The organism is Streptomyces sp. NPDC058525 (genome assembly GCF_042719495.1).
In the GTDB taxonomy this organism is placed as follows: domain Bacteria; phylum Actinomycetota; class Actinomycetes; order Streptomycetales; family Streptomycetaceae; genus Streptomyces.
In genome coordinates this window covers 38,441-54,139 of record NZ_JBHXNP010000033.1, presented here as the reverse complement: position 1 = coordinate 54,139, position 15,699 = coordinate 38,441, and the positions used below count along the sequence as shown (strand labels likewise).

The window sequence follows — 15,699 nt, the reverse complement described above, 5'->3', positions numbered from 1 at the left end:
AGCCAGGAGTACGGCCGTGCCCTCCCACACCTTCACCGTCAACGGGCAGAGCGTCACCGTGGACGCGCCCGACGACCTGCCCCTGCTCTGGGTGCTGCGCGACATGCTGGGCGTCACCGGCCCCAAGTACGGCTGCGGCGTGGACGTCTGCAAGGCCTGCACCAGCCACCTCGACGGCACCGACGTCCGGCCGTGCGTGGTGCCCGTCTCCGCGTGCGCGGGCAAGGCGGTGACCACCATCGAGGGGCTGGCCGACGGGGACACGCTGCACCCCGTGCAGGAGGCCTGGCTCGAACAGGACGTCGCCCAGTGCGGCTTCTGCCAGCCCGGCCAGATCATGGCGGCCGTGGCGCTGCTGCGGCGCACCCCCGAGCCCACGGACGAGGACATCGACGCCATCGCCAACATCTGCCGCTGCGGAACCTACTTCCGCATCCGCGAGGCCATCCGCAGCGCGGCCGCCCGTATGTGAGCGGCGGCGGACCCCGGCGTTTCCCCCGCGGATGCCGGGATCCGGCCGCTCGTGGCCAAACCTATGCGGGTCAGGGGCCGTTCGCAGGGTTCGCTCCGCCCAGTGACGCCGCGAGACGGGTATCACTGCGCACAGTGTGCGGCGGGTGGTTCAATGCCGCGGTGTCCCGGTCAGACGACGTCCTCAAGGTCCACCGGCTCGCCCACACCGGAGGGTCGGCCGCCCTGCTGGAATGGCTCGCCGCCCGCCTGGGCGGGTGGGCCGGGGTGGTCGACGCCGAGCAGGGGCGCGGGCCGGAGCCCGTGCTGCGTGCCGCCGCCGAGATGAACGTCCGCGGCGTACGGTCGGCCGTCCTGCACGGCGCCCGGGCCGCCACGCTGCTCTTCGCGCTGGACGGCGGGCGCGCGCTGGCCGCCGTACTGGACCGGCCGCACGATCCGGAGGCGCCCGCGCTGCTCGCGGACGCCGCCGTACCGCTTGGCCTGGTGCTGCGCGCCGAGGAGGCCGAGCGGCGGGAGGCGCGGGCCGGGCTGGCCGAGGCGCGGGCGCGCGAGGCGGTGCTGCACCTGCTGATGAACGGCCGGCTCTCCAGCGCCCACCAGGTGGCCGAGGCGCTGGGCCCCTCGCTGCCCGAGCCGATGCGCATGTACGTCGTGGAGTGCCGGACCGGCCGGCGCGGCGAAGTGGCCCGGCGGGTCGGTGAGCTGACGGGCGGCCGGGCCTGGATCGTGCGCTGCCCGGTCTACGTGCGCCACCTCATCGTGCTCGTCCCGGCGGACCTGGCCTCCGCCCGGGCCGACCACGACCCGCTGGCCGGGGCGCTGGTGGCGGTGGCCCCGGACTGCGTGGTCGGGGTCAGCGGGGAGCGGGGCCTGCGCGAGGCCCCGGCCGCCTACACCCAGGCCTTCCACGCCCTGGCCGTGGCCCGCGGCCGGCCCGAGCGGCACGCCCGGTTCGGGCCGGGTCCCGAGCTGGCGCTCGCCGCCCACGGGGCCGGGGCCGGCTGGGCCGAGGCCCTGCTCGCGCCCCTGCACGGGTACGAGCCCCGCCGCCCGCAGGACCCCGGCGGGCAGGAACTGCGGGCCACGGCCCACGCCTGGCTGAACTTCTCCTCGCACGCGACCCGGCTGCTGAAGATCCACCGCAACACCCTGGCCGCCCGGCTCCGGCTGGTCGAGACCCTGCTCAGCCTGGACCTCGCCCGCCTCGGGGACCAGGCCGCGCTCTCGCTGGCCCTGCGGCTGACTCCGGGCGGGCCGGCGGGGGAGGGCACGGAGGGATCGGGAACGGCGGAGGAGAGAGACTCCGCGGCCGTGCGGGCGGCCCCCGATCTCGACGGGCTGCTGCGCGACCCGCGCCTGACCGCCTGGGCCCGCGCCCATCTCGGCCCGCTGACCGGGCCCGACGCCCCGGCGGGCGCCCGCGCCACCGTGCGCACCTGGCTGGCGCACGATGCCCGGCTCGTCCCGGCGGCCGCCGCGCTGGGCGTCTCCGTCCCCGGTGCCCGCAAGCGGCTGACCCGCATCGAGGCACTGCTGGAGCGCTCCCTGCTCCAGTCGCCGAGTGCCCGCTACGACCTGTGGCTGGCGCACCGGGCGGAGGAGCTCGCCGGGTGACACCGCCAGCAAAAGGGATGAATCACGCAAAACATGCACGATCATGCCCCAATGAGGCGTATCAATGTGAAACGCGTACTGGTCGGTGAACCCCTCGACACCGCCAGGATGGGCGAGACCCTGCTCCCCAAACGGCTCGCCCTGCCGATCTTCTGCAGCGACCCGCTCTCCTCCGTGGCCTACGCCACCGAGGAGATCCTGCTGATCCTCGCCCTCGGCGGCGTCGCGCTGCTCCACCTCACCTGGTACGCGGCCGCCGCCATCGTCTTCCTGCTCGTGGTCGTCATCGCCTCCTACCGGCAGACCTGCCACGCCTACCCGGGCGGCGGCGGCGCGTACATCGTCAGCTCCGAGAACCTCGGACAGACCGCCGCCCTGACCGCCGCCAGCGCCCTGCTCGTCGACTACGTGATGACCGTCGCCGTCTCCGTGGTCTCCGGCGTCGCCGCGATCACCTCGGCCATCCCCGCGCTGAACGACCACGAGGTCGGCCTCTCGGTGGGATTCGTCGTGCTGCTGACCCTGATGAACCTGCGCGGCGTACGCGAGTCGGGCCGCGTCTTCGCCATCCCCACCTACGGCTTCGTCCTCGTCATCTACATCATGTTCGCCTGCGCCGCCGTACGGCTGGCGACCGGCGACACCATCCGCGCCGAGTCCGCGGACCTGCCCATCACCGAGGTCGGCACCTACACCGGCTTCGCCGTGGTGCTCCTCGCGATGCGCGCCTTCGCCTCCGGATGTACCGCCCTCACCGGTGTCGAGGCCATCAGCAACGGCGTCCCCGCCTTCCGGAAGCCCAAGGCCAAGAACGCGGCGACCACCCTCGCCGCGATGGGCGTGCTCTCGGTGACCATGTTCATGGGGATCACCGCACTCGCCATGACCTACCAGGTGCACGTCGCGGCCGACCCCACCGAGCTGGGCCTGCCGCCCGGCACCGCCACCTCCACCGCCCTCGCCCAGATCGGCCGCGCCACCTTCGGGAGCTGGCACTTCCTCTTCTACCTGCTCCAGGCCGTCACCGCCGGCGTGCTGATCCTCGCCGCGAACACCGCCTTCAACGGCTTCCCGATGCTCGCCTCGATCCTGGCCAAGGACCGGTACGCGCCCCGCCAGCTCTTCAACCGCGGCGACCGGCTCGTCTACTCCAACGGCGTCGTGCTCCTCGCGCTCGCCGCCATCGCCCTGATCGTCGCGTTCGACGCCCAGCTGACCCGGCTCATCCAGCTCTACATCATCGGCGTCTTCGTCTCCTTCACCCTCTCCCAGTCCGGCATGGTCCGGCACTGGCGCAGGGAGCTCGCCTCACCCGCCACCCCGCGCGAGGAACGCGTGCACATCCACCGGCGGCTCGCCATCAACGCGGTCGGCGCCTCCATGACCGCGCTGGTCCTGGTCATCGTCCTGATCACCAAGTTCACGCACGGCGCCTGGCTCGTCGTCATCGCCATGCCGCTGCTGTTCCTCGGCATGAAGGGCGTGCGCCGCCACTACGACCAGGTCGCCCGGCAGGTCGCCGTCGCCCCCGGCGCGAAGCCGCGCAAACCCGCCCGCCACCACGTCCTGGTCCTCGTCGCCTCCGTACACGCGCCCACCCTGAAGGCACTCGGCTACGCGCAGGCCCTGCGCCCCGACACCCTGACCGCGGTCACCGTCGCCGCGGACGAGACCGAGGCGGCCCGGCTGCGCGAGGAGTGGGCCGCACACGCCCCGGGCCTCCCGCTGAAGATCCTGCACTCCCCGTACCGCGAGGTGGTGGGCCCGATCCTGGCCCACGTCGAGGAGCTCGCGGCGGACAGCTCCACGGACGTGCTCTCGGTGGTGATCCCGGAGTACGTGGTCGGCCACTGGTGGGAGCAGCCCCTGCACAACCAGAACGCGCTGCGGCTCAAGGCCCGGCTGCTGTTCACCCCGGGGGTCGCGGTGATCGACGTGCCGTACCTGCTGGAGTCCGCGAAGTCCCCGCCCGCGCCGTAGCGGACGCGGCCCGCTGGGCCACCGCCGCGTGCGCCAGCGCCAGTTCCACCACGTGCCGGGGATCCGCCAGAGAACGGCCGGTGAGCTGCTCGAGACGGCGCAGCCGGTTCGAGACGGTGTTGCGGTGGCAGTACAGCCGCTGCGCCGCGTACGTCGTCGAGCCCTGGCAGGCCAGCCACGTGCCCAGCGTGGTCAGCAGCAGCCGGCGGTCCTCGGCGGGCAGCGCCAGGACCGGGCCCAGCACCACCGTCCGCAGCCGCCCGGCGAGTTCGGCCTGGGCCGCGACCAGCGCCGCCGGCAGCCCCTCGTCCAGCAGGGCGGTGCGCGGGCCGCCGGACTCGGGGACGGTGCGCAGCGCGAGCGCGGCCAGCCGGTGCGCCCCGGCCAGCTCGGCGGGCGCCTCCACGACCGGGCTCACCCCGGCACGGACCCCGAGCGGCGCGAGCATGTCCCGTACGGCTTCCAGCGGATGGTGGCCCAGCTCCACCAGGCCGGTCTCGCCGCCGGCCCGGATCCGCCACAGCACGCGGGGTGCCCCGGCGGCGACGGGCCGTTCCGCGGCCGCCTCCGTCGCCGTCCCCGCGGCCCCGGGGGAGCCATCCGCGGCCACCACGAACACGGCGAAGCGGCCGCGCTCGGGCAGCCCCAGCTGCGCCGCCGCCTCCGAGGCCGCGGGGCCGCCGGGGGCCGCAGCGCCGTCCAGCAGCACGTCCAGCAGGGCCGCGCGGCGCTCCCGGTCGCGGTCCGCACGGGCGGCCTCCGTGCGCCGGTAGGACTCGGACACGGCGTCCGTCATCTGGTCCAGTACGTCCCACAGCGCGCTCGCGCCCGGCAGCAGCCGGGGCAGCGCCGAGCGGTCGTGCGCGGCCACGGCCTCGGTGAGGGCCGTCCACAGCAGCCGTCCGCCGCCGCGGTAGGCGCGCAGCAACGAGGAGAGCGGCAGCCCCTGTTCGGCCCGCAGCGTGCCGGTGGCCCGGGCGTCGGCGAGGTCCACCGGCAGGCCGCGGGAGCTGCGGACCAGGCTCTCGACGGCCTGGCGGAGGTTGTGGTGGATCCGCTCGCGCAGCTCGGCCCGGCCGAGCAGGGCGGCGTACGCGGGGTCCTCGGCCAGGGTCCGGTCGGCGAGCCGGTCCGCCGCCACGGCCAGGCGGCGGGCCAGGTCCTCGCGTATCTCCTCGATGATCCGCTCCATGACGGGCCAGCCTGACACGGGGGAGGGGGCGGTGGGGAGGGCCCGGACCGGCCGATCCGCTACCTTGTGCGAAGCACTGCGCGTGCAGTGCTCACATGACGTGCCGCACCCGACCAGGGACCGCCCATGCGCCAGAACCCGCAGCGCCGCGCCGCGCTGCTCGACGCAGCCATCGAAGTCCTCGCGCGCGAGGGCTCGCGCGGCCTGACGCTGCGCGCGGTGGACGCGGAGGCGGGCGTGCCCACCGGCACCACCTCGAACTACTTCGCCAACCGGGCCCAGTTGCTCGTGCAGATCCTGCACCGCACGCGCGAGCGGCTGGTGCCGGACCCGGCGGACCTGACCGGGCCGCTGGACGCCGAGGTGCTGCTCGGCGAGCTGCTGGCCCGGATGCGCCGCGAGCGCAGCGTCCACATCGCCATGCTCGAACTGCGCCTGGAGGCCACCCGCCGCCCCGAGCTCCAGGCGGAGCTCGCCGGCTTCCTGGGGTCGGAGCTGGAGGAGAACGTCGCCTGGCACCTGGAGTCCGGCCTGCCCGGCGACCGCCGGGGCGTCGTACTGCTCTACCTCGCGATGCTGGGCCTGATGGTGGACGACCTGACCGCCCCGACCCTGCTCGACGCCCACCCGGTGCAGGACCTCATCGAAACGATGGCCGAACGCCTCCTCCAGAACCCCCCTCCGGCGTAGCCCGGCCGCCGGCCGGCCCTCGTACCCGGGCTGAACTGCGCGGATGGGTTTTGCCCGGGAGGTCGGGGGTTTGTGACACTGGCGGGGTGAATGCCACCGACCTGTTCCACCAGATGCTCCGCCGGAAGATCGCGCCCGCCCTGCGTGACGCCGGGTTCACCGGTACCGGCCTCGAGTACCGGCTGCGGGAGACCGCGCCCGATCACGCCCTGGTCGGCTTCCAGCGCAGCGCCGGCGACGGTGACGGGGTGGAGCGGTGCCGGTTCACGGTCAATCTGAGGGCCGTCCCGTACGAGGAGCACGAGGCCCTGCGGCGGCGGCGCCCGGCCCTCGGCAGCAGGATTTCGGCCAATCGCGTCGGGCCCGTCGGATGGCACACGCGGATCGGGCGGCTGCTCGGCCATCCGCACGACCACTGGTGGACCATCACCGACGCGCGCAGCGCCGACCGCGCCGCCGACGACGTCCTCGCCGTGGTCCTGCGCCACGGGGTGCCCGCCCTGTGGGCCGGGCTCACCGACCTGGCGCCCGAGCACGGCCCGGCCGTCGAACCGGTGCCCGACTGCCTGGACCCGTACTGCTTCGGGAGCGACTCCGGACCGCGCCCGGCAGCGGGCGCCCCCGCGCCCGAGGAGCTCGAGGGGGCGGTCGTCGTCGAGGTCGGCGAACGCCGGTCCAGCTACGTCATCACCTTCCTCGACGAGGCGCGGGACCGGGAGACCAGGCTGCACATCGACGCCCCCTGGCGGCTCGAACAGCCGGACTTCGGCTGGGTGCGGGTCGGCTACGGCGCCCAGGGCGACGTACGCACCGTCCCCTCCGCGGGCAGCACCCTGCCCGCCCATCCCCTGGCCCTGCTCGGCGAACTGACCCTGTGCACTGTCGACTCGGCGCGGACCGCGCCCGACGGGTCGCTGCTCCTCGCCTTCGAACAGGGCACCGCGCGCGAGACCGGCCTCACCGTCGCCGGAACCCCGCACCCCCTCGCCGTGGACACGCCCTGGCACTTCGAGGACTGGACCGGGGTCCGGTGATCTTATGCTCAGGTTTAAGCGAGTCAGCCTGGTCTTGCGGCTGGTGAGGGACTTTGATGGGTCTGCCAGGCCTCGTACCGGAGCAGGGGGATCACCCATGGGCGCCGACCACAGCCAGCAGCACGACCGGGAGCACGGCCGGGACGGCCAGGACCACGGCCAGGACGGCCAGGGCCACAGCCGGGACGGCCAGGATCACGGCCGGAAGGACAGCGCACCCACCCTGATCGGTTCTGTCCAGCGCGCGCTGCGCCTCCTGGAGGCGATGTACGCGGAGGGCGGCGTGACGGCCAAGCGGCTCGCCCGGCTCACCGGGATCCCCCTGCCCACCGTCTACCACCTGCTGCGCACCCTCAGCCACGAGGGCTACGTACTGCGCGAGGCCGGTGCGTTCCGGCTCTCGGACGATCTCCCGCTCGCTTCGTGATCAGAAGTCGACCGGTTCCGGCCAAGCTGTCGCGCGCTTCGGCGCATGTTCCAGCGGAAAATGCCAGAACCCCCTTCCGCACTGTGGAACTTGAGTAAGTTCCCTCCTGTCGCGCCGTACGACCGTGCAATCCGCACGTCCGGCCGGGAGGGGAGCCCGCGTGCCCGGGATCGACGAATGCCTGCTCGAAGCCATGGCCCTGCCTGGTGCGCGGGGGGCCGCGCTGGTCGACTGGAGCAGCGGACTGGCTCTCGGCACAGCGGGGGACTCACCCGTGGGGGACCACGAGACCACCGCCGCCGAGACCGCCGAGCTGGCCCGGGCCGCCGCGGAGTACGAGTCCTTCGCCCCGGCGGAAGCCGCGCCCGACGAGGCCGTCCCCGCCGACGCCACCGGACAGCCCGTCGAAGACCTGATCGTCACCACCCGCACCGGCTACCACGTGCTGCGCTTCGTCGAGACCAGCTTCGACAGCAGCGTCTTCCTGCACCTGTGGCTGGACCGGGCCGACGGCAACCTCGCCCTCGCGCGCCTCAGACTCCGCGCCCTGGCGGAGGGGCTGGTGCTCAGATGACCGTCCAGGCCCCGACCGTGTCAGCCGCCGTCTCCCCCCTCCTCACCCGGCTCGCCGCCGAACGCGCCACCGGCGCCCTCTTACGCGACCGGGGCACCCTCTTCCTTGAGAACGGCAACGTCGTCCACGCCGAGAGCCCGGCCACCCCCGGCCTGGACGTGCTGCTGACCACCGGCGGCGGTCTCGCCCCCGAGCGCTGGCGCGAGGCCGTGGACCGGGCCGGCGCCCGCCGCCAGGTCGCCCGCTTCCTCGTCGACAGCGGCGGCCTCGCCGGCGGAGAGCTGGAGATCTGCCACATAGCCGCGATCTTCGACGCCGCCTTCTTCGCCCTCTCCCCGGGCAGCGGGCCCTCCCGCTTCCGGCGCGGGGCCACCCACTGGATCGGCTCCGTCCGCTCCGTCCCGGCCGCCGCCGTCGAACGCGAGACCCGGCGCCGCAGGGAACTCCTCGACGCGGTCTGGCCCTACCCGCTGCTGGACACGGCCCCGGTGGTACCGCGGGCCGCCGCACCCGGCCAGACCGTCACCACCCGGCAGCGGCTCCTGCTGCGGCAGGCCGACGGCGTGCGCACCCCGGCCGACCTGGCGTGGGTCCTGGGCCGGCCCGCCTTCCACACGCTGCTCGACGTACGGCGCCTCGCGGCGGCCGGACTCGTCGAGACCCCGCACACCCCGCCCCCACCGCCGGTCGCGGAACCCCTGCCCGACTGGATGACCCAGGCCCAATCCCCGGACGTGGCGCTGCTCCGCCGGTTACGCGACGCACTGGAGGCAAGCCTGTGAGGCTCCCGCTGCGACCGGCCCTGCGAGCCGACCGCTCCGAGCGGAGGCAGCCCGAAAGGAGAAAGGCCGACATGAGCACGGTGCCGCCCGAGGCGGAGGCCGAGATAGTCGCCGAGCTCCGCAGGCTGCGGGCCCGGGTACCCCAGCTCACCGGCGCCCTCGCCGCCAGCGCCGACGGCCTCGTCCTCGCCCAGGACAGCGCCGCCGCCGAGGGAGAGACCGTCGCGGCCCTGACCGCGGCCGCCCTCGGGGTCGCCCAGCGGCTGAGCGACAGCACCGGCCAGGGCGGCTTCCGCGAACTGCTGGTGCGCGGCGAGCACGGCTACGTGGCCACCTACGCGGCGGGCGAGGCGGCCGTCCTCACCCTGACCGCGGAGACGCGCGTCAACGTGGGGCGCCTCCACCTCGAGGCCCGGCGCTCCAGCCTGCGCATAGCCGAGCTCATCGACCACACGCTCGGGCGGCGGGGGGCCGGGACCAGCCCGCACGGCCCGGCCGGCCCGGCGGGCTCGGGCGGCAGCCTCCCCGCGCCGCCCCTCCCGCCCCTGCCGCCCGCCTCTCCCGTACTGCCCGCCTGACCCGTACTGCCCGACACCAGACCCAACGGATCCCGTAACGCCCGGCAAGGAACGAGAAAGAGGAGCCAGACATGGCAAACGTCGAGACCACGCTCAAGGAAGCCACCACCATCATCGACGGTGCGATCGGCGCCGCCCTGGTCGACTACGGCAGCGGAATGGCCCTCGGCACCGTGGGCGGCGGCAAGGAACTCGACCTCGGGGTGGCCGCCGCGGGCAACACGGACGTGGTCCGCGCCAAGGTCCGCACGATGGAGATGCTGGGGCTCCAGGACGAGATCGAGGACATTCTCATCACATTGGGGAACCAGTACCACCTGATCCGCCTCTTGAAGGGCAGGGGCTCCTCGGGCTTCTTCCTCTACCTCGCTCTCGACCGCGGGCGGGCCAACCTCGCGATGGCCCGCCACCAGCTGAAGAAGATCGAGGCAGAGCTGGAGATCTGACCGGGAGGCCTCCTCCGGGCCGCGCCCCGCCGGGCGGCGCGGCTGCGCGTCGTCGAGGTGGCGGGCGGCTGAATTCTTTGCCGTCCGCCCCGGCGATCGGCCGTGGTATGCCCGGTATCGGCGGAGTTCATGATTCTGCCAGCTAGTAAGATGCTGTGAGTAGCTGATCATCAATAGAGCACAAAATGCTGGAGAACCTGCCACCCATGCCCCCGCGCCTGAGCATCGTCGTCCCCGTCTACAACGTCGAGCTCTACCTCGACGAGTGCCTGGAATCCATCGCAGCTCAGACCTTCGAGGACTTCGAGGTCATCCTCGTGGATGACGGGTCCACGGACACCAGCGCCGTCATCGCCAAGGCGTTCGCCGCACGGGACAAGCGCTTCCGGGTCGTCATGCAGGAGAACGCCGGTCTCGGCGCCGCCCGCAACGCGGGCGCCCGGCACATCCACCCGGACAGCGAGTACCTGGCCTTCGTCGACAGCGACGACACCATGCCGGACTACGCCTACCAGCGGATGATCGAAGCCCTCGACGAGACGGGCTCGGACTTCGCCGGCGGCAACGTGAAGCGCTTCCGCTCCGTCGGCATGCAGCAGTCCTGGGGGCACCGGGCGGCCTTCGCCAAGACGCAGCTGAAGACCCACATCTCCAAGTTCCCGGCGCTGGTCACCGACCGCACCGCGTGGAACAAGGTCTACCGCCGCACCTTCTGGGACGAGCACGGCTTCCAGTACCCGGAGGGCATCCTCTACGAGGACGCCCCGGTCAGCATCCCCGCGCACTACTTCGCGTCCAGCGTCGACATCCTCAGCGACTGCGTCTACCACTGGCGCGTCCGCGAGACCGGCGAGCGCTCCATCACCCAGCGCTCCACCGACCCGGTCTCCCTCATCGACCGCGTGAAGTCCGTCCGCCTGGTCCGCGAGTCCCTCAAGGCCAAGCAGGGCGCCAAGTACGTCCGCTACCTCCGCGACTACGACTACAACGTGCTGAGCGAGGAGCTCCCGCTCATCTACAAGTACGTCGGTGAAGGCGGCGCCGACTTCCGCGCCGCGTTCGTCAAGGAGGTCGGCGGCCTCGTCCGCGAGATCGGCACCGCCCCCTGGTCCGACCTGACCGTCGCCGACCGCCTGAAGGCCTTCCTGGCCAGCGAGGGCCGCGTCGAGGACTTCATCGCGCTCCAGGACCACCAGCGCGACTACCACTACAGCGTGCCGGTCAAGGGCATCGCCCGCCCGCAGGCCGACTACCCCTTCCTGCAGGGCCGCCCGCCGGTCCCCGCCAGGATCCTCACCCTCGGCCCGCGCGAGCGCCGCGTCGTCAGCCGCCTGGAGCAGGCGGCCTGGGCCGACGGCAAGCTGCTCCTGCGCGGCTACGCCCTGCCCGGCCACCTCGGCGCGGAGAGCCGCCTCGGCTCCCGCAAGATGCTGATCTTCCGCGAGGGCGGCAAGCGCCGCCGCTCGGTGGTCAGCACCCGTACGGTCGCCTCCCCGATGGCCACCGTGAAGGCCCCGCACCTCGCGCTGCGGCACGCCGACTGGGCCGGTTTCACCGCCGTCGTCGACCCCTCGGTCTTCCAGTCGGGCGGCAAGTGGCACGAGGGAATATGGACCACCTCCGTCGCCGTCACCGGAGCCGGCGGCCTGCACCGCGCCCGCCTCAGGGGCGGTGAGCACGACACCGGCCACAACCCGCCCGCGCACTGGGTGGCCCCCGACGTCCGGGTCGTCCCGGCGGTCACCAGCTCCCTGACCATCCAGGTCGAGATCGTCCGCGCCCGCGCCCTGGACGTGCGCCCCGACGGCGACGACGCCGTCGAGATCATCGGCGAGCTCGCGGCCGCGGTCGGCGCCGGCGCCACCCTGCGCGTCGTCCACGTCTCCACCGAGACCGCCCACACCTTCCCGCTGGAGACCGGCGCGGCCGTGTCCGGCCGCACCCCCTTCACCGCCCGCGTGCCGCTGGCCGACCTGGCCGCCGTACCGGACGCCCCGTGCGAGCCGGGCGAGTGGACCCCGGAGCCCTGGAGCCTGTCGGTGATCAGCGCCGACGGCACCGAGCACCGCCTGGCCCACGACGAGCGCGGCGGCTTCGCCGGCCTGGTCCTGCCGCTGCCCGGTGGGACCGCGGACCGCGCCCTCTTCGCGAAGCGCGGCAACACCGGACACCTGACCCTCTCCGTGCAGCCCTCGCCGCCGCTGATCGACGCCGTCGAGGCCAAGGACGGCACCGTGAGCCTGCGCGGCCGGTTCGTCGCGCCCACGGACGAGCCGTACGAGCTCGTCCTGCACAACGCCCACGGCGTGGAGTTCAGCTACCCCGTCACGCGCGACGGCGACACCTTCCGGACCTCCTTCGAGCCCGTGCTCCCCGAGGCCTACGCGGGCCGCACCACGCTGCCCGAGGGCCGCTGGTGGCCCACCCTGCGCCCGGCCGCCCAGGGCGGCACGACCGCGGGCCTGCTCGGCGTCGACCGCGGCGCCCCCGTGCAGATGAGCCCCGGCCTGCTCTTCGCCGGACCGCACCCGCTCACCGTGCAGGGCCGCCGGATGCGGGTCGAGACCCGCTTCCACGACCGCATGGTGCTGGTCGCCGACCCGCTGCTCAGCCCGCACGACCGCTCCCGGTACGCCCAGCGCGTCGCCCGCTTCGAGACCTACCCGGCGCAGCGCGCCCTGCCCGTCAAGGACGTCGTCGTCTACGACACCTTCCAGGGCAACGGCGCCGGCGACTCCCCCCGCGCCATCCACGAGGAGCTGGTGCGCCGCGGCGAGAAGCTGGAGCACATCTGGCTGGTCCGCGACGGCCGCGCCGAGGTCCCGCAGTCCGCCCGCGCCGTGCAGTACGACAGCGTGGAGTTCTGGGAGCTGCTGGCCCGCGCCCGCTACTACGTGACCAACGACAACGTGCCGCAGCACTTCGAGCGCCGCGCCGGGCAGGTCGTCGTCCAGACCTGGCACGGCACGCCGATCAAACAGATCGGCCACGACTTCGTGCACGACTACTACACGAGCCCGGAGATCCTGGAGGGGCTGGCGCACGACAGCGCCCAGTGGACCCTGCTCGCCTCCCCCGGCTCGTACGCGACGCCCCTCCTCAAGCGCGCCCTCGGCTACGACGGCGAGGTCGTCGAGGCCGGCAGCCCGCGTACGGACGCACTGGTGCGGCCCGACGCGGACCGCGTGGCCGAGGTCCGGCGGCGGCTCGGCCTGCCCGAGGGCAAGAAGGTCGTCCTGTACATGCCGACCTGGCGGGAGAACTGCGAGGGCTGGTCCGGCGGCTACAAGCTCGACATGCGGATCGACCTGGAGCAGGCCCGCCGCGAGCTGGGCGAGGACCACGTCCTGCTGGTCCGCGGCCACCACCACGTGGGGGAGCAGGTCCGCGAGGGCGTCCGCGACGGGTTCGTCGTCGACGTGTCCCGCTGGCCCGACGCCACCGACCTGCTGCTGGTCGCCGACGTGCTGATCTCGGACTACTCCTCCGCGATCTTCGACTTCACGCTCACCGGCCGGCCGATCCTGCTCTTCGCGTACGACCTGGCGCACTACAAGAGCACCCTGCGCGGCTTCAACTTCGACCTGGAGGCGAAGGCCCCGGGCCCGCTGCTCGCGGACTCGGCGAGCCTGATCGAGGCCGTACGGAACGCGGACGCCCTCGGGGAGCAGTACGCGCAGGCGCGGGCGGCGTTCCGCGACGAGTTCTGCGACCTCGACGACGGCCGCGCCACCGAGCGCGTCGTCGACCGCATGCTCGCGAAGGGCGCCGAGCCCGCCGAGTAGGCGCTGCGTAGGCCGTACGGGCGAATTGGCCGCCCGAACACCGACCGCCCCGGGCCCACCGATGAATTTCGGGCCCGGGGCCGGTCTGTATGTGAGGACGTACGCACACCGCACGCACTCACACGGAGACAGCCATGAGCAGCAACGGATTCACCACGTGCCTCTGGTTCGACGGCAACGCGGAGGACGCCGCCGACTACTACCTGTCCGTCTTCAAGGACGGCAAGATCGGCCGGATCGGCCGGTACACGGAGGCGGGCCCCGGCCGGCCCGGCGCGGTGATGGTCGTCGAGTTCGAGATCAACGGGCAGAAGTTCATCGGCCTCAACGGCGGCCCGGAGTTCACCTTCTCGGAGGCGATCTCCTTCCAGATCCACTGCGCCGACGAGGCGGAGGCGGACTACTACTACGCCGAGCTGACCAAGGACGGCGGCCAGGAGTCCGACTGCGGCTGGGTCAAGGACAAGTTCGGGCTGTCCTGGCAGGTCATCCCGCCGGGTGCGATCGACCTGATCAGCGACCACGACCCGGAGCGGGCCGCCCGGGCCACCGGCGCCATGATGAAGATGAAGAAGCTGGACGTGGCGGAGATGCGGCGGGCCGCCGACGGGTTCTCGGGCTAGGCCGTCCCGGTCGCGGCGGCGATCCGGGTCAGCAGCCGGGGCACCGCCGACCGCGCCACCCGTTCGGCCGTCTGCGGTGAATCAGGGCCTCCACAGGGGTGAGATCCGGGCCGCGTCCCTGCCCTCGGCCGCGGCGGGCGGGTACAAAACCCGACATGAAGCTCAAGCCGTACAGCCTTGGCGCCCTGCTGCTGATCCTGCTGGCGCCGGCGACCGTGTCGTCCGTTCCCGCCTTCGCCTCGGCGGCGGTGGTTTCCCCGGTGCCGGAGCGGCACTCCGCCGATGTGATCGGCCGCTTCCTCGCCGGGTTCTACGGCGAGCACGGCCCGACCCTCCACGACCGCGAGACCCGGGTCTCGCCGGTGCTCAAGGAGAGGCAGACGGCGAACCCGGACGCCGACGTCCTGCTCTGCACACGGAACGAGCCGCGGGACATCGTCATCGGCCCGGTCACCGTCGCCCAGTCGGCCGTTGTCGGCTGGGCCACGGTCACCACGCACTGGGACGCCGGACTCACGGACACCTTCACCGCGTACGTGCGCCTCGACTCCCAGCCCATCCGGGTCGACGACGTGATCTGCGCGGGCTGACACCCGTTCGGTGAACCGGTGCCTCCCGGTCTTCCGTGCCTGCTACAACATCGTGCATGACTGCATTCGAGATCACCGGGGCGAGCGCCGCGGACATGGAGATGATCCGGGGCTGGGCCGACGAAGAGGGCTGGAATCCGGGGGACTCGGACCGGTTCGCCTTCGCGGTCGCCGACCCGGAGGGCTTCCTCGTCGGCCGGCTCGACGGCGAACCCGTGTCCTGCGTCTCCGCGGTGCGGTACGGCGCCGGCTTCGGCTTCATCGGCTTCTACATCGCCCGTCCCGCCTTCCGCGGGCAGGGCTACGGCATCCGGGTCTGGGACGCGGCGATGAAACGGCTCGACGGGCGGCTCATCGGCCTGGACGGGGTCGTCGAGCAGCAGGAGAACTACCGCAAGTCCGGCTTCCGCCACGCCTGGAACAACATGCGCTACGAAGGCGCCCCGCAGGGCGGGGCGCCGGGTGCCGACGGCGTGGAGGTGGTGGACGCCGCCTCGCTGCCCTTCGGCCAACTCGCCGCCTACGACCGCCGGTTCTTCCCCGAGGCCCGCGACGCCTTCCTCTCCGCCTGGACCGGGCTGCCCGGCCGGACCGCCCTGGCGGCCGTCCGCGCGGGCCGGATCGAGGGAGTGGGCGTGGTCCGCCCGTCCAGCGGGGCCTCCCGGGTCGGCCCGCTCTACGCGGCGAACCCCGAGGTGGCGGCCGCCCTGCTGCGCGGACTCGCGGAGCACGCGCCCGGCGGGCTGGTGTCCTTGGACGTACCGGACGCCAACCCGCCGGCCGCCCCCGTCTTCGCCGGCCTCGGGCTGGTCCCGGTCTTCGAGACCGCCCGGATGTACACGGGCCCGGCGCCCGCGCTCGAACTGGCCGGGATCTACGGAGTGACCAGCCTCGAACTGGGCTGACCGGG

The 15,699-nt window shown here is 73.3% G+C and carries 14 protein-coding genes and 1 pseudogene; 14 read left to right on the top strand and 1 reads right to left on the bottom strand.

Going from position 1 to position 15,699, the window contains the following annotated elements; all coding sequences use genetic code 11:
* Positions 1-16: 16 nt before the first annotated feature.
* The 3 genes from ACFWP3_RS17810 (at position 17) to ACFWP3_RS17800 (ending at position 4,068) form a co-directional block, all read left to right on the top strand.
* Entirely contained in the window at positions 17-472 is a 456-nt protein-coding gene (locus ACFWP3_RS17810) for a (2Fe-2S)-binding protein (RefSeq protein ID WP_384221700.1), read from the top strand.
* 161 nt (positions 473-633) lie between these two features.
* Positions 634-2,088 carry a helix-turn-helix domain-containing protein gene (locus ACFWP3_RS17805; RefSeq protein WP_384221697.1) on the top strand — a complete coding sequence of 485 codons (1,455 nt, stop codon included), beginning with the start codon at positions 634-636 and terminating at the stop codon, positions 2,086-2,088.
* A gap of 51 nt (positions 2,089-2,139) precedes the next feature.
* Positions 2,140-4,068, top strand: coding sequence for an APC family permease (locus ACFWP3_RS17800; RefSeq protein ID WP_384221694.1), 1,929 nt, complete (start codon positions 2,140-2,142; stop codon positions 4,066-4,068).
* On the opposite strand, the gene ACFWP3_RS17795 is transcribed toward ACFWP3_RS17800, so the two are convergent.
* The gene (locus ACFWP3_RS17795; protein WP_384221691.1) at positions 3,998-5,260 is read right to left on the bottom strand and encodes a helix-turn-helix domain-containing protein; all 1,263 of its coding nucleotides are present in this window, start codon (positions 5,258-5,260) and stop codon (positions 3,998-4,000) included. The two genes, ACFWP3_RS17800 and ACFWP3_RS17795, sit on opposite strands and share 71 nt — an antisense overlap.
* A gap of 126 nt (positions 5,261-5,386) precedes the next feature.
* On the opposite strand from ACFWP3_RS17795, the gene ACFWP3_RS17790 reads away from it, so the two are divergent.
* The 11 genes and pseudogenes from ACFWP3_RS17790 (at position 5,387) to ACFWP3_RS17740 (ending at position 15,694) form a co-directional block, all read left to right on the top strand.
* The gene (locus tag ACFWP3_RS17790; RefSeq protein ID WP_384221689.1) at positions 5,387-5,950 is read left to right on the top strand and encodes a TetR/AcrR family transcriptional regulator; all 564 of its coding nucleotides are present in this window, start codon (positions 5,387-5,389) and stop codon (positions 5,948-5,950) included.
* A gap of 86 nt (positions 5,951-6,036) precedes the next feature.
* Positions 6,037-6,984, top strand: coding sequence for a DUF4304 domain-containing protein (locus ACFWP3_RS17785; protein WP_384221686.1), 948 nt, complete (start codon positions 6,037-6,039; stop codon positions 6,982-6,984).
* A 97-nt stretch (positions 6,985-7,081) separates the two neighbouring features.
* Positions 7,082-7,384: pseudogene (locus tag ACFWP3_RS17780) on the top strand (helix-turn-helix domain-containing protein); the annotation flags it as partial.
* Positions 7,385-7,571: 187 nt separating this feature from the next.
* Positions 7,572-7,985, top strand: coding sequence for a hypothetical protein (locus tag ACFWP3_RS17775; protein ID WP_384221684.1), 414 nt, complete (start codon positions 7,572-7,574; stop codon positions 7,983-7,985).
* The gene (locus tag ACFWP3_RS17770; protein ID WP_384221682.1) at positions 7,982-8,767 is read left to right on the top strand and encodes a transcriptional regulator; all 786 of its coding nucleotides are present in this window, start codon (positions 7,982-7,984) and stop codon (positions 8,765-8,767) included. The genes ACFWP3_RS17775 and ACFWP3_RS17770 overlap by 4 nt, the downstream gene beginning before the upstream one ends.
* Positions 8,768-8,838: 71 nt before the next feature.
* Positions 8,839-9,345, top strand: a complete 507-nt coding sequence (locus tag ACFWP3_RS17765) for a roadblock/LC7 domain-containing protein (RefSeq protein WP_384221680.1) — start codon at positions 8,839-8,841, stop codon at positions 9,343-9,345.
* Positions 9,346-9,416: 71 nt separating this feature from the next.
* Positions 9,417-9,791 (top strand): hypothetical protein, encoded by a 375-nt coding sequence (locus ACFWP3_RS17760; RefSeq protein ID WP_384221678.1) that lies wholly within the window; start codon positions 9,417-9,419, stop codon positions 9,789-9,791.
* A gap of 206 nt (positions 9,792-9,997) precedes the next feature.
* Entirely contained in the window at positions 9,998-13,576 is a 3,579-nt protein-coding gene (locus ACFWP3_RS17755; RefSeq protein ID WP_384221675.1) for a CDP-glycerol glycerophosphotransferase family protein, read from the top strand.
* 134 nt (positions 13,577-13,710) lie between these two features.
* Positions 13,711-14,199, top strand: a complete 489-nt coding sequence (locus tag ACFWP3_RS17750; RefSeq protein WP_384221673.1) for a VOC family protein — start codon at positions 13,711-13,713, stop codon at positions 14,197-14,199.
* A 155-nt stretch (positions 14,200-14,354) separates the two neighbouring features.
* Positions 14,355-14,789 (top strand): hypothetical protein, encoded by a 435-nt coding sequence (locus tag ACFWP3_RS17745; protein WP_384221671.1) that lies wholly within the window; start codon positions 14,355-14,357, stop codon positions 14,787-14,789.
* Between the two features lie 56 nt (positions 14,790-14,845).
* Positions 14,846-15,694 (top strand): GNAT family N-acetyltransferase, encoded by an 849-nt coding sequence (locus ACFWP3_RS17740; protein ID WP_384221669.1) that lies wholly within the window; start codon positions 14,846-14,848, stop codon positions 15,692-15,694.
* The last annotated feature ends 5 nt before the right edge of the window (positions 15,695-15,699 follow it).

Bases quoted from the DNA above. Each gene is read 5' to 3' on its own strand.
- ACFWP3_RS17755 (WP_384221675.1), top strand. From the start codon at position 9,998: ATGCCCCCGCGCCTGAGCATCGTCGTCCCCGTCTACAACGTCGAGCTC.
- ACFWP3_RS17795 (WP_384221691.1), bottom strand. From the start codon at position 5,260: ATGGAGCGGATCATCGAGGAGATACGCGAGGACCTGGCCCGCCGCCTG.
- ACFWP3_RS17770 (WP_384221682.1), top strand. From the start codon at position 7,982: ATGACCGTCCAGGCCCCGACCGTGTCAGCCGCCGTCTCCCCCCTCCTC.
- ACFWP3_RS17765 (WP_384221680.1), top strand. From the start codon at position 8,839: ATGAGCACGGTGCCGCCCGAGGCGGAGGCCGAGATAGTCGCCGAGCTC.
- ACFWP3_RS17750 (WP_384221673.1), top strand. From the start codon at position 13,711: ATGAGCAGCAACGGATTCACCACGTGCCTCTGGTTCGACGGCAACGCG.
- ACFWP3_RS17740 (WP_384221669.1), top strand. From the start codon at position 14,846: ATGACTGCATTCGAGATCACCGGGGCGAGCGCCGCGGACATGGAGATG.
- ACFWP3_RS17790 (WP_384221689.1), top strand. From the start codon at position 5,387: ATGCGCCAGAACCCGCAGCGCCGCGCCGCGCTGCTCGACGCAGCCATC.
- ACFWP3_RS17745 (WP_384221671.1), top strand. From the start codon at position 14,355: ATGAAGCTCAAGCCGTACAGCCTTGGCGCCCTGCTGCTGATCCTGCTG.
- ACFWP3_RS17760 (WP_384221678.1), top strand. From the start codon at position 9,417: ATGGCAAACGTCGAGACCACGCTCAAGGAAGCCACCACCATCATCGAC.
- ACFWP3_RS17800 (WP_384221694.1), top strand. From the start codon at position 2,140: ATGAGGCGTATCAATGTGAAACGCGTACTGGTCGGTGAACCCCTCGAC.